The 20,299-nt window shown below is 71.9% G+C and carries 23 protein-coding genes; 16 read left to right on the top strand and 7 right to left on the bottom strand.

The features are described from left to right. The first annotated feature begins 50 nt into the window (after positions 1-50). The gene (locus tag ABD211_RS08885; protein ID WP_344128223.1) at positions 51-326 is read left to right on the top strand and encodes a GlsB/YeaQ/YmgE family stress response membrane protein; all 276 of its coding nucleotides are present in this window, start codon (positions 51-53) and stop codon (positions 324-326) included. Between the two features lie 230 nt (positions 327-556). On the opposite strand, the gene ABD211_RS08880 is transcribed toward ABD211_RS08885, so the two are convergent. The 4 genes from ABD211_RS08880 to ABD211_RS08865 all read right to left on the bottom strand — a co-directional run bounded on the left by ABD211_RS08880 (position 557) and on the right by ABD211_RS08865 (position 4,805). After that, positions 557-1,468: a phytanoyl-CoA dioxygenase family protein gene (locus ABD211_RS08880; RefSeq protein WP_344128221.1), complete on the bottom strand. Its 912-nt coding sequence runs from the start codon at positions 1,466-1,468 to the stop codon at positions 557-559. 176 nt (positions 1,469-1,644) lie between these two features. Next, complete coding sequence (locus tag ABD211_RS08875) at positions 1,645-2,508, bottom strand: hypothetical protein (RefSeq protein WP_344128219.1); 864 nt, start codon at positions 2,506-2,508, stop codon at positions 1,645-1,647. Between the two features lie 55 nt (positions 2,509-2,563). Further along, complete coding sequence (locus ABD211_RS08870) at positions 2,564-3,952, bottom strand: Ig-like domain-containing protein (RefSeq protein WP_344128217.1); 1,389 nt, start codon at positions 3,950-3,952, stop codon at positions 2,564-2,566. 58 nt (positions 3,953-4,010) lie between these two features. Next, on the bottom strand, positions 4,011-4,805 hold the full coding sequence (locus ABD211_RS08865; RefSeq protein ID WP_344128215.1) for an enoyl-CoA hydratase-related protein: 795 nt from the start codon (positions 4,803-4,805) through the stop codon (positions 4,011-4,013). A 28-nt stretch (positions 4,806-4,833) separates the two neighbouring features. Between ABD211_RS08865 and hemW the strand changes: the two genes are divergently transcribed. Next, positions 4,834-6,045: a radical SAM family heme chaperone HemW gene (gene hemW, locus ABD211_RS08860; RefSeq protein ID WP_344128213.1), complete on the top strand. Its 1,212-nt coding sequence runs from the start codon at positions 4,834-4,836 to the stop codon at positions 6,043-6,045. 36 nt (positions 6,046-6,081) lie between these two features. Here hemW and ABD211_RS08855 read toward each other — a convergent pair whose 3' ends face one another. Continuing rightward, a complete protein-coding gene (locus tag ABD211_RS08855) occupies positions 6,082-6,495 on the bottom strand; it encodes a DUF4870 domain-containing protein (RefSeq protein WP_344128211.1) in 414 nt (137 codons plus the stop codon). A 189-nt stretch (positions 6,496-6,684) separates the two neighbouring features. On the opposite strand from ABD211_RS08855, the gene hrcA reads away from it, so the two are divergent. The 3 genes from hrcA to ABD211_RS08840 are packed head-to-tail and all read left to right on the top strand — an operon-like array spanning position 6,685 to position 9,638. After that, complete coding sequence (gene hrcA, locus ABD211_RS08850; protein ID WP_344128209.1) at positions 6,685-7,707, top strand: heat-inducible transcriptional repressor HrcA; 1,023 nt, start codon at positions 6,685-6,687, stop codon at positions 7,705-7,707. 38 nt (positions 7,708-7,745) lie between these two features. Next, positions 7,746-8,876, top strand: a complete 1,131-nt coding sequence (dnaJ, locus tag ABD211_RS08845; protein WP_344128207.1) for a molecular chaperone DnaJ — start codon at positions 7,746-7,748, stop codon at positions 8,874-8,876. A 33-nt stretch (positions 8,877-8,909) separates the two neighbouring features. Then, positions 8,910-9,638: a 16S rRNA (uracil(1498)-N(3))-methyltransferase gene (locus tag ABD211_RS08840; protein WP_344128205.1), complete on the top strand. Its 729-nt coding sequence runs from the start codon at positions 8,910-8,912 to the stop codon at positions 9,636-9,638. Positions 9,639-9,668: 30 nt separating this feature from the next. On the opposite strand, the gene ABD211_RS08835 is transcribed toward ABD211_RS08840, so the two are convergent. Then, positions 9,669-9,959: a TM2 domain-containing protein gene (locus ABD211_RS08835; protein WP_344128203.1), complete on the bottom strand. Its 291-nt coding sequence runs from the start codon at positions 9,957-9,959 to the stop codon at positions 9,669-9,671. A gap of 96 nt (positions 9,960-10,055) precedes the next feature. Here ABD211_RS08835 and ABD211_RS08830 point away from each other — a divergent pair, with 96 nt between their 5' ends. Continuing rightward, positions 10,056-10,400 (top strand): HIT domain-containing protein, encoded by a 345-nt coding sequence (locus ABD211_RS08830; protein ID WP_344128201.1) that lies wholly within the window; start codon positions 10,056-10,058, stop codon positions 10,398-10,400. On the opposite strand, the gene ABD211_RS08825 is transcribed toward ABD211_RS08830, so the two are convergent. Next, the gene (locus ABD211_RS08825; protein WP_344128199.1) at positions 10,381-12,399 is read right to left on the bottom strand and encodes an ATP-binding protein; all 2,019 of its coding nucleotides are present in this window, start codon (positions 12,397-12,399) and stop codon (positions 10,381-10,383) included. The genes ABD211_RS08830 and ABD211_RS08825 overlap by 20 nt on opposite strands. Positions 12,400-12,662: 263 nt before the next feature. On the opposite strand from ABD211_RS08825, the gene ABD211_RS08820 reads away from it, so the two are divergent. The 10 genes from ABD211_RS08820 to ABD211_RS08775 are packed head-to-tail and all read left to right on the top strand — an operon-like array spanning position 12,663 to position 20,261. Further along, a complete protein-coding gene (locus tag ABD211_RS08820; protein WP_344128197.1) occupies positions 12,663-13,715 on the top strand; it encodes a PhoH family protein in 1,053 nt (350 codons plus the stop codon). A gap of 24 nt (positions 13,716-13,739) precedes the next feature. Then, entirely contained in the window at positions 13,740-14,198 is a 459-nt protein-coding gene (gene ybeY / locus ABD211_RS08815; RefSeq protein ID WP_344128195.1) for an rRNA maturation RNase YbeY, read from the top strand. 10 nt (positions 14,199-14,208) lie between these two features. Continuing rightward, positions 14,209-15,504, top strand: coding sequence for a hemolysin family protein (locus tag ABD211_RS08810; protein WP_344128193.1), 1,296 nt, complete (start codon positions 14,209-14,211; stop codon positions 15,502-15,504). 15 nt (positions 15,505-15,519) lie between these two features. Further along, complete coding sequence (locus tag ABD211_RS08805; RefSeq protein WP_344128192.1) at positions 15,520-15,891, top strand: cytidine deaminase; 372 nt, start codon at positions 15,520-15,522, stop codon at positions 15,889-15,891. Then, positions 15,888-16,814 carry a GTPase Era gene (gene era, locus ABD211_RS08800; protein ID WP_344128190.1) on the top strand — a complete coding sequence of 309 codons (927 nt, stop codon included), beginning with the start codon at positions 15,888-15,890 and terminating at the stop codon, positions 16,812-16,814. The genes ABD211_RS08805 and era overlap by 4 nt, the downstream gene beginning before the upstream one ends. Before the next feature lie 42 nt (positions 16,815-16,856). Beyond that, positions 16,857-17,147 carry a type II toxin-antitoxin system Phd/YefM family antitoxin gene (locus tag ABD211_RS08795; protein WP_344128188.1) on the top strand — a complete coding sequence of 97 codons (291 nt, stop codon included), beginning with the start codon at positions 16,857-16,859 and terminating at the stop codon, positions 17,145-17,147. After that, a complete protein-coding gene (locus ABD211_RS08790) occupies positions 17,144-17,434 on the top strand; it encodes a type II toxin-antitoxin system RelE family toxin (RefSeq protein WP_344128186.1) in 291 nt (96 codons plus the stop codon). The genes ABD211_RS08795 and ABD211_RS08790 overlap by 4 nt, the downstream gene beginning before the upstream one ends. 52 nt (positions 17,435-17,486) lie before the next feature. After that, entirely contained in the window at positions 17,487-18,701 is a 1,215-nt protein-coding gene (locus ABD211_RS08785; RefSeq protein ID WP_344128184.1) for an acyltransferase family protein, read from the top strand. Then, positions 18,634-19,425 (top strand): DNA repair protein RecO, encoded by a 792-nt coding sequence (gene recO / locus ABD211_RS08780; protein ID WP_344128182.1) that lies wholly within the window; start codon positions 18,634-18,636, stop codon positions 19,423-19,425. The genes ABD211_RS08785 and recO overlap by 68 nt, the downstream gene beginning before the upstream one ends. After that, positions 19,425-20,261 (top strand): isoprenyl transferase, encoded by an 837-nt coding sequence (locus ABD211_RS08775; RefSeq protein ID WP_344128234.1) that lies wholly within the window; start codon positions 19,425-19,427, stop codon positions 20,259-20,261. The genes recO and ABD211_RS08775 overlap by 1 nt, the downstream gene beginning before the upstream one ends. Positions 20,262-20,299: the final 38 nt, after the last annotated feature.

The following is a 20,299-nucleotide window of genomic DNA, read 5'->3' as shown; positions in this document are numbered from 1 at the left end:
CAGGCCGAGCGATAACGAAGGCTTGAAAGAGCCCCGGAATTGGAGGCGTCATGACTGTCACTGGAATTATCACGGCCATCATCGTCGGCCTCATCGTCGGTGCCCTCGGGCGCCTCGTGGTCCCGGGCCGGCAGGACATCCCGCTGTGGCTGACGATGCTGATCGGTGTCGGCGCCGCCCTGCTGGGCACCGCGATCGCCCGGTCGCTCGGCGTGGCCACCACGAACGGCGTGGACTGGGTCGAGCTGCTGATCCAGATCGGCCTCGCGGCCGTGGGCGTCATGCTCACCGTGTCCCTGGCCGGTGGGCGCCGCAGCACCTACTAAGCAGCACCAGAGCCCGAGGGGCACCCGGATGGTGGGCCGGGTGCCCCTCACTCCGCGTTGAAAAAGGGCTTGTCGAACCTCGTTTCGAAACCAGCTGTCGCTGGACGCGCCGAGCGAGAACGCCATCTTCGAGCGGTACATGGCCCGCGCCCGCGCGTCGGCCGCCGCGGACGCGGCCTCGTAGAACGACGAAAGGGGTACCCATGAGGTACCCCTTTCGTCTGAACTGCCTAGCGGAGCCAGGGGATGTTCCTGTCGAGGAGCCCTCTGGTCTTGAGCTCCTTGCGCAGGGGGATCTCCTCGTCGATGTAGCCGTCCCAGTTGATGCCCCAGAAGTTGGCCGTGTGGCCACCCTCGCCGATCAGCTGGCGCTGCACCGGCGTGCGGTTCTTGTACCACTCGCCGTTGATGTCGGGGTGCAGCTCGTCCAGCGGGCGGATCCACCGGTAGGTGTAGCCGACGAAGAGCATCTTGCGGGTGATCGTCGACAGGTTCGTCGAGCGCGAGTGCCACTGGCGGCGGTCGAAGATGAACGCGTCGCCGGGGTTCGCGGTGATCTCGACGGTGCCCTCGGGGTCCGGGTTGTGCACGGACAGGTCCGCGGGGCGGTCGAGCGAGTTCCACAGGTGGCTGCCCGGGATGACCTTTGTGGCGCCACGGCCGGTCTCCGACAGGTCGGAGAGCACGTAGGCGACCTTGAGCGAGAACATCGGCCGCGGGACGTTGGGGTCCATCGTCTCGGGGTCGGAGTTCTGCCGGTAACCGTCCTGGTGCCAGCCCCAGTACGGCTTCTCGGGCTCGGCGGCGGGGGGAGTGACGTCGAGGTGGTTGTGGTGGCTGTAGATGTTCCAGCCGGCCAGGCCCCACATGTACGGGAACGCGATCGGGTGGGTCAGCAGCTCACCGAACAGCTCGTCGCGCTCGAGGAAGCCGAGCAGGTGCAGGGTGCCGTCGGGCTTGGTGTTGCCGGCCGCCTTCTCCTCCGCGTAGACGCGGTCGACCGCCGCTTCGAGGGCCGCACGGTGGTCCTCGGTGAGGACGTTCCGGAGCAGCAGGAAACCCTGCTCGTGGAACTCCTTGCGGTCGACTTCGCTGATCGGCTCGTAGCCGGTGCGGCCGCCATAATCGAATGAAGCGGTCATTTCCTCCCCTTTGAGTGGGTAGGGCGGAACGGGGTGACCGGCCGATAGTAGCCGCGCTCATCTTTCGGCGGTCACCCGTGCAACTCAAGGAACGCTGAGGGGTCCGGCGACCGCTATGACGCGCGTCACGCCTGGTGAGACCCCGACTACGCTGCAGCGAAACCGGCAGGCGCCGGCTACGCCGGCGCGAAGACCTCGGCGACCACGCGCTCGCCCGCGCCGCCGCCCGACGCGTCCACGCGCTTCCAGCCGCCGCTGTCCGCGCGCCACTCGCGGGTGCCGAAGCGCACGACACTGACGCCCCGGTCGGCGGCGTGGGCCACCAGCCAGTGGGCGAGCTGCCAGCCGGACCTGTCCGAGGTGGCCGCGAGTTCGATCCCCGTGTCGGCGCCGCCGGCGACCGTGAGCAGCTTGCCCCAGTCCTTGCGCATGGCCGCACCGAGCTGCTCGGCGGCGGCCGGGCCGCGGCTGCCGGGCTGGCCGGTGACGCGGCACGTCACGGCCCCCTCCGCGTGGCCGGCGAGCGCGGCGGTGAGCACCTCCGCCTCGTCGGCCCACTTCTGGTACGCCTCGGGGTAGGCGCTGCGCTGCACCTTCTGGGCCGCCTCGGTGACCCGCATCTGCTGCCAGCCCTTGACCTTCAGCAGCGCGGAGTAGAACTTGCCGGCCGCGTACCGCGGATCCTGGATCTGCTTCTCGGTGCCCCAGCCCTGGCTGGTGCGCTGCTGGAACAGGCCGAGCGAGTCGCGGTCGCCGTGCGCGAGGTTGCGCAGCTCCGACTCCTGGAACGCGGTCGCCAGCGCGATGACGACGGCCCGGTCCGGGACGCCCCGACGCAGGCCGACGGCGGCGATGGTGGCGGCGTTGGCCATCTGCGCCGTGTCCAGCGAGACCGACCCGTCGCCGGAGCCCACCGTGCAGGGCCTGCCGAGCAGGATCCCGGGCAGGTCCGGGCTGACCCGGCGCAGCACGACGAACGCGCCCACGCCCGCGATGACGGCGAGGACGACCAGCACCCCCACCACCGACCGCAGTCGCATGCCTGACCCTCCGGTCGCCACCCTAGCCGGACGACGCCACCGGACCCAAGGTCGATCAGGACGCGCGCACGAAGAACGAGACCGCCCGCGCGTTCGCCCAGTTGCCGGCCGCGTCGACCGCGGTCGCGACGAGCAGGTGCTGCCCGTCCGGTACGGGCGCGTCCGGGACGCAGCGCCACGACTGGTCGAAGCCGACCGTGACCACGCACGCGAGCACCCGGTCGATGGTGACCCGCACGGTCACGCCCGGCTCGCCCGTACCGGAGATGACGGGCTGGCGGATGTTGGCGGTGGCCCCGGGGGCGGGATCGCGGACGGTGGGCGGCCAGGGGATCGAGGTGTCGACGCCGAACGTGACCGACCGGGCGGAGCTGACCGGGCCGGTGCCGTTGCGCACCGCCGCGTAGATGGTGTGCCGGCCGCCGCTGAACGGCGTGCCCGGCGTGCACCGCCACGTGCCGTCCGCGAGGACCGTGGCGCCGCACAGCACGCGGCCGTCCTCCGACACGAGCACCTCGCCGGACGGGGGCCCGGTGCCGGACACGGTCACGGTGGCGTTCGCGAGCGTCGTGTCCGGCCGGGGCAGGAGGATCACAGGGGGCGCGGGGGTGGCCGCCGCGCTCACCGTGAACGTCACCGGGGTGCCCGCCGTCGCGTTGCCCGCCGCGTCGTGGACGGTCGGTGTGACGGTGTGACCGCCGCCCGCCAGGGCGGCCTGCGCCTCGCACCGCCAGTCGCCGGCCTTGTCGACCCGGGCCCGGCACACCACCGTCGGGCCGTCGGTGACGGTCACCGTCGTGAACGGCGGACCGACGCCGATGATCGTCGGCTGTCGGGAGGCGACGACCGAGCCGCTGGCCGGGTTCGTGATGACCGGCGGCTGCGTCGTCTCCAGGACCGTCAGCGTGAAGTCGTCGATGTAGAACGGCTCCGGCCCGTTGCCCGTCTCCACCCGCACCTGGAACCGGTCGTAGCCGTACGGCGGCGTGTACGTGCCACGTAGGTGGGTCCACCTGGTCGGCCCGACGGCCACGTTGCTGGCGACCTGGACGCCCGCTTCCTGGGCGGTGCCGGACATCTGCCGGACGGTGATGTTGACGTTGGCCGGCACGCTCACCGTCCGTACCCAGACGGAGAACTGGTACCGCATGCCGATCCGCATGCTGTTGGTGATGTTGAGCGCCGGACCCTGGGCACCGGCGGACCGGCTGGACGCCAGCAGGCTCCGGCTGCCGGTGTGGGCCACCGCCGAGGTATTGGTGATGGTCGTCGGGCTCGCCATCGGGGCCCAGCTCTGGTGCGTGCCGTCCTCGAAGTCGGAGTACACGACGGCAGTGCCGGCCGCCGCGGGCGCAGCCCCGATGAGGCATCCAGTTGCCCCCGCGACGGTCGCCAGCGCCACGGCGGCCGCGCGTCTTCTGGCCCGGTGTGTCAAGTTGCTCACATTCGCCTAACGACCGTCACGTTCGGCGGTGATCACATCGGCGCGTCGGCCGTACGGGCTACGCCTCCCAGTACGGCTGGCGTTTCTCGGCGAAGGCAGCCAATCCCTCGCGTCCCTCCGGCCCGGCGAACGTACGCGCCGACAGCTCGGCGGCGGCGGCCAGCCGGGCGCGCATCGCCGTCGCCGACGGCCCCTCCCCGAGCACGACCCCCGGCCCGTCCCGGCAGATCCGCTTGGTCTCGGCCAGGGCGCCGGGCGCGCCGCGCACCACGGCCGCGCCCGCGGCCGCCACCGCCTCGTCCAACCCGTCGTCCGGCACCACGGCGGTGACCAGGCCCGCCGCTGCCGCGCGGGCGGCGGGCACCGGCTCGGCCGTCAGGTACAGCTCGGCGAGGCCGCGCGCGGTCAGCCGGGGCTGCACCACGGGCGAGATCGCGGCGGGCACCACGCCCAGGCGGACCTCGGTGAAGGCGAACGTCGCCGACGCCGCCGCGAACACGAGGTCGGCGGTCGCGAGCAGGCCCAGCCCGCCCGCCCGGGCCGGCCCGGCGACGCGGGCGACCAGCGGTTTCGGGCACTCCCACAGGTCGGCCAGCAGTTGGGCGAGGCGCACCACGGGCAGCGTCGTGCCGGCCGACACCGCCGCCGTCGTCTCGCGCAGGTCCGCGCCGGCGCAGAAGACCGGGCCGGCGTGCGAGAGCAGGATGACCCGCACCGCCGGGTCCCCGACCGCCGCCGTGAGCGCGGCCGACAGCTCGTCCATCAACCGGAACGACAGCGCGTTCCGGTTGGCCGTGCTGTTCAGGGTGAGGGTGGCCACACCCCGGTCCACGACGACATCAACCAAGGTCATGCCGCGACGCTACGGCACACTGGGAACCATGCCCAGCACGCTGCCCGACGGCGACCCCGCTCCGCCCGACGGGGCGCTGCCCGCGCCCGCCCTGACAGACGTCGGGGCCGACGGGTTCGGGATCTACGTGCACGTGCCGTTCTGCGCGTCCCGGTGCGGCTACTGCGACTTCAACACGTACACGGCCGCCGAGCTGGGCGGCGGCGCCAGCCAGGCGGAGTACGTGGACACGCTGGTCCGGGAGATCGAGCTCGCGGGCCGGGTCCTCGCCGGCGCGGCCCCGCCCGCCCGGACGATCTTCGTGGGCGGCGGCACGCCCACCCTGCTCCCGCCCGCCGACCTCGCCCGGATCGTGGAGACCATCGACAAGACGTTCGGCCTGGCCGCCGACGCGGAGATCACCACGGAGGCGAACCCCGAGTCGGTCGACCCGGCGTCGCTGCGGGCGCTCAGAAGCGCCGGCTTCACCCGGATCTCGCTCGGCATGCAGTCCGCCGCCGCGCACGTCCTGGCGGTCCTGGACCGTAGGCACACGCCCGGCCGGGCCGCGCGGGCCGCGCACGAGGCGCGCGACGCCGGCTTCGAGCACGTCAACCTCGACCTGATCTACGGGACGCCGGGGGAGCGGGCGGAGGACTTCGCCGCCTCCCTCGACAGCGCCGTCGCCGCCGGGGTCGACCACGTCTCGGCGTACTCCCTGATTGTGGAGGACGGCACGCGGCTCGCGGCGCGCGTGCGCCGGGGCGAGCTCCCCGCGCCCAGCGATGATGTGGCCGCGGACCGCTACCTGGCCGCGGACGCCGCGCTCGGCGGCGCCGGCCTGAGCTGGTACGAGGTGTCAAACTGGGCGCGCGACGAGGCGGCCCGCTGCCGGCACAACCTGATCTACTGGCGCGGCGGGGACTGGTGGGGGTTCGGGCCGGGCGCGCACAGCCACGTCGGCGGGGTGCGCTGGTGGAACGTGCGCCACCCGACGCGCTACGCGGCGGCGCTGGCCGACGGGGTCTCCCCGGCGGCGGGCCGGGAGACGCTGACCGCGGACGAGCGGCACCTGGAGGACGTCATGCTCCGCCTGCGGTTGGCTGAAGGGCTGCCGCTGGACCGGCTGACGCCGGCGGGGCTGGCCTCGGCCGAGCGGGCCGTCGCCGATGGCCTGCTGGAGCTCCAGCGGGACCGGGCCGTGCTCACGCTGCGCGGACGGCTGCTCGCCGACGCCGTGGTCCGCGACCTGCTGCCGTGACCGGGACGCCGTCGGCGCCCCGGTCACGTATGTGGCCTACTTCACCAGCGGAAGCGAGAACGGGTATTTGTAGAACTGGCCCTCGTTGGCCTTGAGGCCGGCCAGGACGCCGAAGATGATCCCCACGATCATCGCGGCGATCCAGATGATGAAACCGATGCCGATGCAGACGGTGATCCAGCCGATCACGGCCGCGATGGCGAGCGGGACCTGGAAGTTGAGGGCGGCCACCGCGTGCGCGCGCACGGTCGGCGACTCGTTGCCCTTCGCCAGCAGCGCGATGAGCGGCGCGATCCAGCCGCCACCGCCGGTGCCGATGAGGGCGCCGGCGGCGCCACCGAAGTGGGACACGAGGACCCACGTCTTCTCATCGTTGCTGGAGTAGCCGATGGGCGGCGGCCCGGCCGCGGGCGGCGGCGGGGGCGGGGGTGTGAGGGGAGGCTCAGTCATGGGGGTCACCGTAGGGCTATCACGATCGCTGCGCTAGTGTGCACGGCCCTTCGGGAGGGACCATTGGGCGACACCGTGAGTGCGTGTCACGCCACGCTGCGCGCGTCGCGGTCCGTGGCCAGGGCGACGTAGACTGGCACTCACCGTTTCGGAGTGCCAGCGCGCGCACAGTGAGGGGAGGATGACGGAATGTCCCTGGACGACCGGAAGCTCGAAGTGCTCCGCGCCATCGTCGAGGACTACGTCTCCACCCAGGAGCCGGTCGGCAGCCGCGCGCTCGTCGAGCGGCACAACCTGCGCGTCTCCCCGGCCACGGTGCGCAACGACATGGCCGTGCTGGAGGAGGAGGGCTACCTGCGCCAGCCGCACACCAGCGCCGGCCGGGTCCCCACCGACAAGGGCTACCGCCTCTTCGTCGACAAGCTCTCCCGGATCAAGCCGCTCACCCCGGCCGAGCGCCGGGCCATCGAGCGCTTCCTGGTCGGTGCCGTCGACCTCGATGACGTGGTGCACCGCACCGTGCGCCTGCTCGCCCAGTTGACCCGACAGGTCGCCATCGTGCAGTACCCGAGCCTGTCGCGCAGCAAGGTCCGGCACCTGGAGCTGATCTCGATCTCCACGACCCGGCTGATGGTCGTCATGATCACCGACACCGGCCGGGTCGAGCAGCGCCTGGTCGACGTGCCCGCCCCGCTCGGCGCCGACGACGTCGTCGAGCTGCGCGCCGCCATGAACGAGGCGCTCGTGGGCCGCTGGCTCACCGACACACCCACCGTCGTGCCGGGCCTGCACGACCAGGTCCGCCCCGAGTTGAGCGGCGCCATGGCGTCGCTGTCGACGGTGCTGCTGGAGACGCTCGTCGAGCGCGGCGAGGAGCGGGTGACCATCGCCGGCACCGCCAACCTGGCCCGGGCCAACATGCTCGACTTCGCCGGCTCGTTGCGGCCCGTGCTGGAGGCGCTGGAGGAGGAGGTCATCATCCTCAAGCTCTTCGGCCAGGTCCGGCAGACCAGCGCGCACGTGCGCATCGGCGACGAGAACGAATTCGAGGACCTGCGCACCACCTCGGTCGTCGCCACGGGCTACGGTCCGCGCGACACCATGGTGGGCGGGCTGGGTGTGCTGGGGCCCACCCGGATGGACTACCCGGGCACGATCGCCACGGTGCGGGCCGTCGCCCGTTACCTGGGTGACGTGCTCGAGGGCAGCTGACGACCGACGTACGAGACGATTGAGGACTTGGGACTCACGTGGCCAAGGATTACTACGGCATCCTCGGGGTGCAGCGGGGCGCGTCGCCGGACGAGCTCAAGCGCGCCTACCGCAAGCTCGCGCGGGAGTTCCACCCCGATGTGAACCCGGACCCGGCGGCGCACGAGAAGTTCAAGGAGATCAACGCCGCCTACGAGGTCCTCTCCGACCCGCGCAAGCGTGAGATCGTCGACCTGGGCGGCGACCCGCTCGCCCCGCAGGGCGGCGGCCCCGGCCCCGGCGGCGCGGGCCCGTTCGTCGGGTTCCAGGACATCATGGACGCGTTCTTCGGCGGCGGCGGCTCGCGCGGCCCGCGCCCCCGCACGCGCGCCGGCGCCGACGCGATCCTGCGCCTCGACCTCGACCTGCACGAGACCGCCTTCGGCGTGGACGCCCCGATCACCGTGGACACGGCGGTGCTCTGCACCACCTGCAGCGGCGCGGGCACGGCCGCCGGCACGCACCCGCAGACCTGCGAGACGTGCGCGGGCCGGGGCGAGATCCAGTCGGTGCAGAAGACGTTCCTCGGCCAGGTCGTCTCGGCGCGCCCGTGCCCGACCTGCCAGGGCTACGGCACGACCATCCCGCACCCGTGCCAGCAGTGCGCGGGGGACGGTCGGGTCCGCAGCCGCCGGTCGCTCACCGTCAAGATCCCGGCCGGGGTCGAGGACGGCATGCGCATCCGCCTGGCCAACCAGGGCGAGGTCGGCCCCGGCGGCGGCCCCGCCGGCGACCTCTACGTCGAGATCCACGAGCGGCCGCACGACGTCTTCTCCCGCAAGGGCGACGACCTGCACTGCCGCGTCACCCTCCCGATGACCGCCGCCGCGCTCGGCACCCGCCTGACGATCAAGACCCTCGACGGCGAGGAGACGGTCGACGTCAAGGCCGGCACCCAGCACGGCGCGTCACTGCGCCTGCGCGCCCGGGGCGTGCCCCACCTGCGCGGCACCGGTCGGGGCGACCTGCACGTCCACCTCGATGTGCGCACCCCCACGAAGCTCGACCCGGAGCAGGAGCGCCTCCTGCGCGAGCTGGCCGCGCTGCGCGGCGAGGAGATCGCCGAGGTCTCCCGTCAGAAGGGCGGCCTGTTCAGCTCCATCCGCGACGCGTTCAACGGGCACGCCTAGTGAGCGAGCGGGGCGAGTGAACCGGACAGCCCAGTGAGTCTGCCGCTCTTTCTGGTGGCGCAACTTCCTTCCGGTGATCTCTTCACATTGGATGGGCCGGAGGGGCATCACGCGTCCACGGTGCAGCGCCTGCGGGCGGGCGAGCAGCTGATCCTCGCCGACGGCCGGGGCGGCACGGCGTCCGCGGTGGTCACCGCCGTCGGGCGCGGCACCCTCAACCTGTCGATCACCACCCGGGGGTACGTCCCACCGCACGCGGTCGCCCTCGTCGTCGCGCAGGGCATCGCCAAGGGCGACCGGGGCGAGCTGGCCGTACAGGCCATGACCGAGGTCGGCGTGGACGAGGTCGTCCCGTGGGCGGCCGCCCGGTCGGTGGTCCGGTGGAAGGACGAGCGCGGGGAGAAGTCCCGCCAGCGCTGGGTGGACACCGCCCGGGAGGCCGCCAAGCAGGCCCGCCGCCCGTGGCTGCCGACCGTCGCGGGCGCGGCGGGCACGGCGGCGCTCGCCGGCCGCTTGCGCGACGCCGCGTTGGGGCTGGTGCTGCACGAGTCGGCGACCACCCCGCTGACGGCCGTGGACCTGCCGGCGTCCGGTGAGATCGTGCTGGTCGTGGGCCCCGAGGGTGGCATTGCCGACGAGGAGCTGGCCGCCTTCGACGCGGCCGGCGCGGTAGCGGTCCGGCTGGGCCCGGAGGTGCTGCGCACCTCGACGGCCGGCGTGGCCGCCCTGTCGGTGCTCAGCGCCCGCTTGGGGCGTTGGTAGATTCAGCGCCCGCTTGGGGCGCTGGTAGGTTCAGCGCAGGACGCGGCCCTCGGCGTCCGTGCCGCCGTTGGCGATGATGATGATGCCGTCGATGAAACCCCAGAGCGCGCCGAAGCCCAACGTGCAGATCGTGACCACGATCTGGAGTACGGCGATCTTGGTGTGGCCCGTATAGAACCGGCCGACGCCGAAGCCGCCCAGGAAGATCTGCAGCAGGCCGGCGACGAGCTTGGTCTTATCGGACAGCGGCTGCCCGGTGACCGGATCGACGCCGTAGGGCGCCATCGGGTCGGGCACGCCCGGCATTGGTGGATAGGCCATACCGCCAGCGTATGAGCCCGTTCCGCCCACGGTTGCGCGAACAGGCGGATTGGTCGCTGCCGGGCCTGCCTACCGGGACCGCCTAGGATGCGCCGTGTGAGCAACGACTGTCTGTTCTGTCGCATCGTGGCCGGCGAGATCCCCGCGACCGAGGTCCACTCGACGCCGACGACGCTGGCGTTCCGCGACATCAACCCCCAGGCGCCCAGCCATGTGGTGGTGATCCCGCGCGCGCACCACGCGAACGTCGGCGAGCTCGTCGCCGCCGATCCGGGCCTCGCCTCGGAGGTGCTGGCCGCGGCCGCCGCCGTGGCGGCCGCGGAGGGCGCGACGGACGGCTACCGCGTTGTGTTCAACACCGGCCCGTCCGCCGGGCAGACGGTCCACCACGTGCACGCACATGTGCTGTCGGGCCGTGACCTCACGTGGCCGCCGGGCTGACATCGTCGGACAGCGGCAGCCGGATGGTCACCGTGGTGCCCACGTTCTCCTCGGAGTCGATCGTGACGGTGCCGCCGTGGCGCTCGGCGACGGTCCGCACGATCGTCAGGCCCAGGCCGGTCCCGGAGATCGCGTGCCGGGCCGTGTTGCTGGCCCGGAAGAACCGGGTGAACAGGTTGTCGAGTTCGTCGCGCGGGATGCCGATGCCGGAGTCGCGCACGACCATCACCACGGTTGACCCCTCGGCCCGCCCGGTGACCGTGACCGTCCCTCCGGGAGGGGTGAACTTGACGGCGTTCGACAGCACGTTCATGAACATGCGGTCGAGGTAGTACCGGTCGCCGAGCAGCGGCAGCGGGCCGGCGACCTCATAGGTCATCGCGACGCTGGCCATGCGCGCGTTCGGTGCCAGCGTCTGGCAGGCGCCCTCCAGGACGGCGCCGACATCGATCGGCTCGAGTGTCATGGTCATCGTGGCCGACTCGATCCGCGACATCACGAGAAGGTCCTCGATGAGCATGCGCAGGCGCTCGACGTTGCGGTCGACGACGGTGAGCATCCTCGTCTGGGTCGGGTTCAGCGGTCCGGTGTCCTCCTCCAGCAGCACCTCGAGGTAGCCCGCCACGCTGGTCAGCGGGGTGCGCAGGTCGTGGGAGATGTTGGACAGGAACTCCGTCTTGGCCGCGTCCAGGTCCTGGAGGCGCTGGACCAGTTCCTGTTCGTGGGCGTACAGCCGTGCGTGGGTCAACGCCCGGCCGAGGTCGGCGGCGATCATGCGGACCACCTGGATCTCGAGTGGCGTCCAGGTGCCATGACCGAGCCGCTTGATGGCCATGAGGTGCCCGATCCGCTCGTCGCCCTCGCCGATGGCGGCGGTGACCGCCGGTCCGGCGCCGGCAGCCCGCAGGCTGTCCCGTTCCTGCCCGGTGAGCGAGCTGTCGGGCTCCGCCGACGCGTCCACGACGTAGAGCGGGTCTTCGTTGATCGGCCACTCTTTGGTCGCGTGAACCAGCGTGGTCGGGTCGCCCACCGCGTCGGGCGCGCTCCACGTCGCGGACGTCGCGATGACCTCCGCGGTCGCGGACGGTCGGATCAGCACGTGGTCGACGTTCAGCAGGTGGCCCAGGCCGCGGGTCGCGGCGCTGGTCGCCTCCGCGCCGGAGAGGTGCCCGCGCACCGCGACGGACACGTTGCGGGTCTCGGCCAGCAGCCGGCGTTCCATCGCCGACCGGTCGGCGGCCTCGTTCACGGCCTCCGCGACCGCGGCGATCTCCGCGGGCGCCTCCTCGGCGTCCACGTGCACGTCGACGTTCTCCCGGGCGAGTTCGTCGATGGCGTTGACCACCTGGCCGAGCGGGGTGGTGATGCGCCGGGTCGCCCGCCAGCCGATCAACGCGACGATGGCCACGGCGATGGCGGTCAGTACGGCCAGCCCGATCAGCGTGGCGCGGGCCAGCGCGTCGAGATCGGCAAGCGTGTTCGTCGCCGTTGTCGTCAGTCGACTGTCCAGGTTGGCGGTCGCGATCGCCACGTAGTCGAACCGCTCCAGGACCTCCTTGATCTCCTTGTCGGAGATGACGGCCGGGTCCTGGATGATGCACCGGTCGGCGAGCGACCACCACACCTCCGTCTGGTACGCCACCTCGGCGATGGCCGCGGCTTCCGCCCCGCCCGTCAGGCTGCGCAGCTCCGCGACTTGCTGGGGGTACGCGCGCTGGGCCTCCCAGTACACCTGCCGGTATTTCAGGTCCGACGTGAGCAGGTATCCGTCCAGCGCCAGCTGGCCGCTCGTGATCGCCCGCTTCATGTCGGCGTTCGCGGAGCGGGCCTGCATGACGGTGGCCATCCGCTCCCGCGCCGTGAGGTACAGGGGGAGTGCCACGAAGATCGCTCCGGCGCCGCCGAGCAGGGTCAGGACGACCAGCGCCGCGAACGACCGACGCAGCAGGCTCGCGACGGTGATGCGACCCTCCCGGTGCCGGGGTCGGAACCGCGTCATGGTGGTGTCCTCGGACGTGGATGTGCGTCATGTCCGACTTTGTCACCTGCCGGTGGTAGTGGGCGCGCGATTGGGGATATCCACGGGGCCGACGGCGTGTGTGTCGGTGGCGGTCGATGGGTAGGACGTCCGGGAACCGGGAGCCGGCGCGAATGGTCCGACTTATCCGTTAGACGTTTGCGGGGGTCGGCCCGATATCATAGGAGGGGTCCAGTGCCGTCGAGTTGCGGAGAGCAGGTGGCTTAGGCCCGCCGGGCCGAGATATGACCGCCAGTCCACCCCCAGCGGCACAGCCGCGCGTGCAGACCAAGATCACGGTCGACAACCCGCAGCAGATGGTGAGCCTGCTCGGCTCGAACGACGAGATTCTCCGTCTGATCGAGCGCACGGTCGCCAGCGACGTGCACGTGCGCGGCAACGAGATCACCATCTCCGGCGCGCCGGCCGACAACGCTCTGGCCGAGCGCATCTTCGCCGAACTACTGGAACTCATCGAGAAAGGCGAGACGCTGACCGCTGACGCCGTCCGCCGCACGGTGGGCATGCTCGAAGAGGGCACCACCGAGCGGCCCGCCGAGGTGCTGACCCTCAATATCCTCTCCCGTCGCGGGCGCACCATCCGACCCAAGACGCTGGGCCAGAAGAAGTACGTGGACTCGATCGACGAGCACACGATCGTCTTCGGCATCGGCCCCGCCGGCACCGGCAAGACCTACCTGGCCATGGCCAAGGCCGTCCAGGCGCTGCAGGCCAAGCAGGTCAACCGGATCATCCTCACCCGGCCCGCCGTCGAGGCCGGCGAGCGGCTGGGCTTCCTGCCCGGCACGCTCAACGAGAAGATCGACCCGTACCTGCGTCCGCTGTACGACGCGCTGCACGACATGCTCGACCCCGAGTCGATCCCGCGGCTCATGGCCAACGGCACCATCGAGGTCGCCCCGCTGGCCTACATGCGCGGCCGCACGCTCAACGACGCGTTCATCATCCTGGACGAGGCGCAGAACACCACGCCCGAGCAGATGAAGATGTTCCTGACCCGGCTCGGGTTCGGCTCCAAGATCGTGGTGACGGGCGATATCACCCAGGTCGACCTGCCGGGCGGCACGAAGAGCGGCCTGCGCGTCGTGCGGGACATCCTCAGCGAGGTCGAGGACGTCCACTTCGCGCAGCTCTCCAGCGCGGACGTTGTCCGTCACCGCCTGGTCGGTGAGATCGTTGACGCGTACGCCCGGTGGGACGCCGAGCAGGAAGCGCCTGTCGTGCACGCCGTGCAGAGCCGCGGCGGTCACAATGGGCGGGCCGCCCGCAGGCGTTGAGGTGAACCAGAGGAAACTCGCATCGTGTCCATAGAGATCGCCAACGAGTCCGGGGCCGTCGTCGAGACCGACGCCATCCTCGCGGTGGCCCGGTACGCCCTCGACGAGATGGGCGTCAACCCGCTCGCCGAACTGAGCATCCTGCTCGTCGACATCGGCTACATGGCCGAGCTGAACCACCGGTGGATGGGCGGTGACGGCCCCACCGACGTGCTCGCCTTCCCGATGGACGAGGGCACGATCGACCACGGCCCGGCCGAGACCGGCGCCGAGCCGGCCCTGCTCGGCGACATCGTGCTGTGCCCGGAGGTGGCGGCCAAGCAGGCCGCCACCGCGGGCCACACGGCCGCCGACGAGCTGCACCTGCTCACCGTCCACGGCGTGCTCCACCTGCTCGGCTACGACCATGCCGAGCCGGACGAGGAGCGCGAGATGTTCGGGCTGCAGGCCAAACTGCTGGAGGGGTGGCGAGCCGCCCGATGAGGAGCCGAGGGTGTCCGAGGCAACTCTGATCATCGTCGCCGCGGGCCTGGTCGTCCTGGCCGGCATCTTCGCCATGTCGGACGCCGCCATGTCGACCGTGTCGCCCGGGCGCGCGGCCGAGATGGCCCGCGAGGGCCGGCGGGGCGCCAAGTCACTGCAGATCATCGCGGCCGACGTGCCGCGCTACGTCAACCTGCTGCTGCTCCTGCGGCTCGCGTGCGAGCTGACCGCGACCGTACTCATCGCGATCCTGGCATTTGACGCGTGGGGGACGGGCTTTCCGGCGGCGCTGTTCACCGCGGGCATCATGTCCGTGGTCAGTTTCGTCGTCGTCGGGGTCGGCCCGCGCACGATCGGCCGGCAGCATTCCTACGCGGTCGGTCTGGCGCTGGCCCCGCTGGTGCGCTGGCTCGGCCGCGCGCTCGGGCCGCTGGCGACCCTGCTCATCCGGGTCGGCAACGCGGTCACGCCCGGTCGCGGCTTCCGCGAGGGGCCGTTCGCCAGCCAGGTGGAGCTGCGCGAGCTGGTCGACCTGGCGGAGCAGCGCGGCGTCGTGGAGCACGACGAGCGGGAGATGATCCATTCGGTGTTCGCGCTGGGCGACACCATCGCCCGCGAGGTCATGGTGCCACGCACGGAGATGGTGTGGGTCGAGTCGGACGCCACCGTGAAGCAGGCCCTGCAGGTCGCCCTGCGGTCGGGCTTCTCGCGGCTGCCGGTCATCGGCGACACCGTCGACGACGTGCTCGGCATCGCCTACCTGAAGGATCTCGTGCGGCGCGAGCAGCCGGCCACCGAGCTGGTGTCCCAGGTGATGCGGTCCGCGGCCTACGTGCCCGAGTCCAAGCACGTGGACGAGCTGCTGCGGGAGATGCAGGCCGCGCGCACCCACATGGCGGTCGTCGTCGACGAGTACGGCGGCACCGCCGGGCTGGTCACCATCGAGGACATCCTCGAGGAGATCGTCGGAGAGATCACCGACGAGTACGACCAGTACGAGCGCCCGCCCGTGGAACGCCTCGACGACGACCGGGTGCGGGTCACCGCGCGCCTGCCGGTCGAGGACCTCGGCGAGCTGTTCGACGTGGAACTGCCCACCGACGAGGTCGAGACCGTCGCCGGCCTGCTGGCGCAGGCCCTGGGCCGGGTGCCGATCCCCGGCGCGGTGGCCGTCATCGGCGGGCTGCGCCTGGAGGCCGAGGGCGCCACCGGCCGCCGCAACCGCATCGACACCATGCTCGTCACCCGCGAACGCGCGGCCGAACTGGCCCCCGAACGCGACGAGAAGCAGACCGCAGACGCCTGAGGAGTGGCACCGTTCATGCCTGAGCTGGACACCGACATCGCCCCGTTGAGCGCCGAGGACGCGAAGCTGGTCACGCTCGCCCGGTCGGCCCGCGCCCGCACCGTCGCCCTGGAGGGCGCGGCCGTGCGCGACGGCGACGGCCGCACGTACGCGGCCGCCACGGTCGGGCTGCCGTCGTTGTCGCTGTCGGCGCTGCAGCTCGCCGTGGCCCAGGCCGTCTCTGCGGGCGCCACTGTGCTGGAGGCGGCCGCGGTCGTGACCGAGGCATCCACAGTGGATGGCGAGGGCTATGCGGCCGTCCGCGACCTGTCGGCGGAGGCTCCCGTGCACGCGGCGGGTCCGGACGGCACGGTCATCGGCACGCTCACCGGCCCGGTGGAGGCATGAGCCGGGGCGCGGGTCGCGCTGAGGAGCAGGCCTTTCGGGCGGGCTTCGCATGCTTCGTCGGCCGACCCAACGCGGGCAAGTCGACGCTCGTCAACGCCATCGTCGGGCAGAAGATCGCGATCACCAGCAACCGGCCGCAGACGACCCGGCATGTGGTGCGCGGCGTCGTGCACCGCCCGGACGCGCAGCTCGTCTTCGTCGACACCCCCGGCCTGCACAGACCCCGTACTGTCCTCGGCGAGCGCCTCAACGACCTGGTCCGCCAGACGTGGAGCGAGGTCGACGTGATCGGCCTGTGCCTGCCGGCCGACGAGGAGATCGGCCGCGGCGACCGGTTCATCACGGCCGAGATCGCCGAACTGAAGGCCCCCGTGGTCGCCGTCGTCACGAAGACCGACCTGGTCGGCAAGGCTGAGCTGGCCGAGCGCCTGCTCGCGGTCACCCAGTTGGGCGACTTCGCCGAGGTCGTGCCCGTGAGCGCGGTCAGCGGCGACCAGCTCGACGTGCTCGTCGACGTGCTCGCGACCTATCTGCCGCGCTCGCCCCAGCTCTACCCGTCCGACATGATCACGGACGAGCCCGAGCAGGTGCTCATCGCGGAGCTGATCCGCGAGGCCGCGCTCGAGGGCGTGCGCGACGAACTGCCGCACTCCATCGCCGTACTCGTGGAGGAGATCCAACGGCCCGACTCCGACGCCGGTCCCCGCGCGGTGACGAAGATCTACGCCGACGTGTACGTGGAGCGCCAGAGCCAGAAGGCGATCGTCATCGGCGCCGGCGGCAGCCGGCTGCGCGACGTCGGCACCCGCGCCCGCGGCGAGATCGAGGACCTCCTCGGCACCCGCGTCTACCTCGACCTGCACGTGCGCGTGGCGAAGGATTGGCAACGCGACCCCCGCCAACTGCGACGCCTCGGCTTCTGACCACGCGTGGCGTACGAACCGTACGAGTCGTACGATTGGCGTATGGCTCAGCCCGCCCACGAATCACCGCGCGACCCGCAGGAGATGCCCATCTCCAGCGCCCGCGACGACCTCGCCAACGTGGTCTCCCGCGCCCACTTCAACGGCCGGATCACCTACCTGACCCGGCGCGGCCAGCGCCTCGCGGCGATCGTGCCCGCCGAACTGGCGGAGGCCATCGAACGCGCCGAGGACGCGGCCGACGTCAACGCCGCCCGTGAGGCCCTTGCCCGTATCGACGCCGGCGACAAGCCCGTTCCACTGGCCGGGCTGCGCGCCGAGCTGGACTTGTGACGACGTCCGGTCCCGCCACCCCACCTACCTACCGGATCGAGGTCGACAGAAGGGTCGCCAAGCTGCTCGGTAAGCTCGACCGACCCGTGCAGGCACGTCTCATCGCCGCGGTCGCCACCCTCTCGACCGACCCTCGGTCCCACGGCGTCAAAGTCCTGACCGGACACCCGGGCCTGCTACGCATCCGCGTCGGCGACTACCGGATCGTCTACACCGTCGAAGATGACCGCCTCGTGGTCCTGGTCGTCCATTTAGGCCACCGCAGCGACGTCCACGACGCTCTGTGACAGGGATTCCGGCGTTGAGTTTCCGTCCAGGTTTGCTGGGTAGGAACCAGCGATGCGCAATCGTTACTTTGACGTCGTTCGAGCCGTCGCCATCGTGCGGGTTGTGCTGTACCACTCGACCGGCATCGTCGGTCTGACCGTCGTCCTTCCGGCCATGGGCGTGATGTTCGCCCTGGCAGGGTCGCTGATGGCCGCGTCGCTGGACCGGCACGGCGTGCGCGCCGTCGGGCGCCGGCTGCGTCGCCTGCTGCCGCCGTTGTGGCTCGCCGGCGCCATCTTCGTGCCGGCGATGCTGCTCATCGGCGGCCTGCCGGTCGGCTGGCACCTGTTGCGCTGGGTTCTCCCGCTGCAGGACCCCGTCGCCAACGGCTGGGGCACGCGGGTGCTCGGCGTCGTGTGGTACCTGCGCGAGTACCTGTGGTTCGTGTTGTTGTCCCCCATCGCGCTGTGGGCGTTCCGGCGGTGGCCGGTGCCGGTGCTCGCCGTTCCGCTCGTGACGCGGGTGGCGTTGGAGTTCGGCCCGCCGGTCAACAAGGTGATCCTCGACTTCGGCCTCTACTTCGGATGCTGGCTGCTCGGCTTCGCCCACCACGACAACCTGCTGGCCCGCATCCGCCCGTGGGCGCGGGTCGCCATCGCGGTCGCGCTCGCCCTGGGTGCCGTGGTGGCGGGCCTTCACAACCCGACCGGCTGGTCCTGGGACCTCAACGGCATGCCGCTAGCCGACGCGTTCTGGTCCATGGCGTTCGTCCTCGTGCTCGTCGGCTTCGCCCCGCGCGACCTGGCGTTCGTCGACCGGCTGCCGCGCCTGCGGCGGGCGGTGGCGGTGCTCAACGCCCGCGCGGTCACCATCTACCTCTGGCACTCGTCGGCCATCGTCGCGGCGGGCGCGCTGCTCGCCGCCGCCGGGATCGGCGGTCTGACCTGGCGGCTGGCGCTCGCCGCGCTCCTCGTCGTCGTCGCGGTCCTCGTCTTCGGCTGGGTCGAGGACGTCGCGGCCCGCCGGCCGGTGCGGCTGGTGCCCGGCGCGCCCCGGCCCGTGCCGGCGCTGCGGCGACCCGCCCTGCCCGTTCCGGCCGTACGGGCCCCGGTGCTCGCCGCCGCCGCGATCGGCGTCCCCTCGTCCGGGGTGCCGGTGTCCCCCGCCGTCGGGCAGGTCACCCTGCCCACGCCGCGCTGGGGCGCGGCACAATGGTCCGATGCCCGGGATGCGCACGAAGCTCTACCGCGACGACGCGATCGTGCTGCGCGCGCAGAAGCTCGGTGAGTCCGACCGGATCATCACGCTCTTCACCCGCCGGCACGGCCGCGTCCGGGCGGTCGCGCGGGGAGTGCGCCGCACCACGTCGCGCTTCGGCGCCCGGCTCGAGCCGTTCGGGCACATCGACGTGCAGCTCGCCGGGTCGGCCACGGTCAACCCGGCCACCGTCGAACGCGCACTGCACATGGTCAGCCAGGTCGAGGGCATCGACCTGTACGGGCGCACGTTCCTCGACGACTACCCCCGCTACACGGCCGCGTCCGCCATCGCGGAGACCGCCGAGCGGTTGACCCCGATCGAGCAGGAGCCGTCGCTGCGCCTGTTCCTGCTCACCCTCGGCGCGCTCAAGGCCCTGTCGGCCCGCGAGCACGCGGGCCCGCTGGTCCTCGACGCGTACCTGCTGCGGGCCATGGCGACGGCCGGCTGGGCGCCCGCGCTGAGCGGCTGCGCCGTGTGCGGGACGGCGGGGCGGCACAGCGCGTTCTCCGTACCCGCGGGGGGTTCCGTGTGCCCGGACTGCCGACCACCCGGCGCCACCCGGCCCGCGCCGGCCACCCTGGACCTCATGGTGGCCCTGGCCGACGGCGACTGGAAGGTCGCCGACGCCAGCGAGGAGCGCCCGCGTCGCGAGTGCAGCGGCCTGGTCGCGGCGCACCTGCAGTGGCACCTTGAGCGGGGGTTACGCTCGCTGCCGTTGGTGGACCGGACGAGCAATGGGGAGCGCACGTGATCAGATCGCTGGGCGGCCGGGGCCGCCGTCGCGCCGCCGCCGGTCCGCTTGTCCTCAAGCCGCCCACGCCGCACCCGTCGGGCGCCCGGCCGCCGGCGCTGCCCGCCGAGGTGCTGCCGAAGCACGTGGCGATCGTCATGGACGGCAACGGCCGGTGGGCCAAGGAGCGCGGCCTGCCCCGCACGAAGGGCCACGAGCGGGGCGAGTTCTCCCTGTTCGACACGGTCGAGGGCGCGATCGAGCTGGGCATCCCGTACCTGTCGGCGTACGCCTTCTCGACCGAGAACTGGCGGCGCTCGCCCGACGAGGTGCGCTTCCTCATGGGCTTCAACCGCGACGTGATCCGCCGCCGCCGCGACCAGCTCGTCGAGCTGGGCGTCCGGGTCGTCTGGTCCGGGCGGGCCGGGCGGCTGTGGAAGAGCGTGATCTCCGAGCTGCAGACCGCCGAGGAGATGTCGCGCCACAACACGACGCTGACGCTGCAGTTCTGCGTGAACTACGGCGGCCAGGCGGAGGTCGCCGACGCGGCGGCGGCCCTGGCCCGCGACGTGGCCGCCGGCAAGGTCGACCCGGACAAGATCAATGAAAAGGTCTTCGCGCGCTACCTCTACCACCCCGAGGTGCCCGAGGTGGACCTGTTCCTGCGCCCGTCCGGCGAGCAGCGCACGTCGAACTTCCTGCTCTGGCAGTCCGCGTACGCGGAGCTGATCTTCATGGACACCCTGTGGCCGGACTTCGACCGCCGCCACCTCTGGCACGCCTGCGAGCTGTACGCCCAGCGCGACCGCCGCTTCGGCGGCGCCATCCCCAACCCGGTCCCGCCGGCGGGGAACTGACCGGCTCCTGAAGCCTGAACCGCGCTGGTATGTATGGG

The sequence above is a fragment of the Luedemannella flava genome (assembly GCF_039528515.1).
Taxonomy (GTDB): Bacteria; Actinomycetota; Actinomycetes; order Mycobacteriales; family Micromonosporaceae; genus Luedemannella; species Luedemannella flava.
Note: the sequence above shows the minus strand (reverse complement) of the source record. Positions and strands in the feature narration are given on the sequence as shown.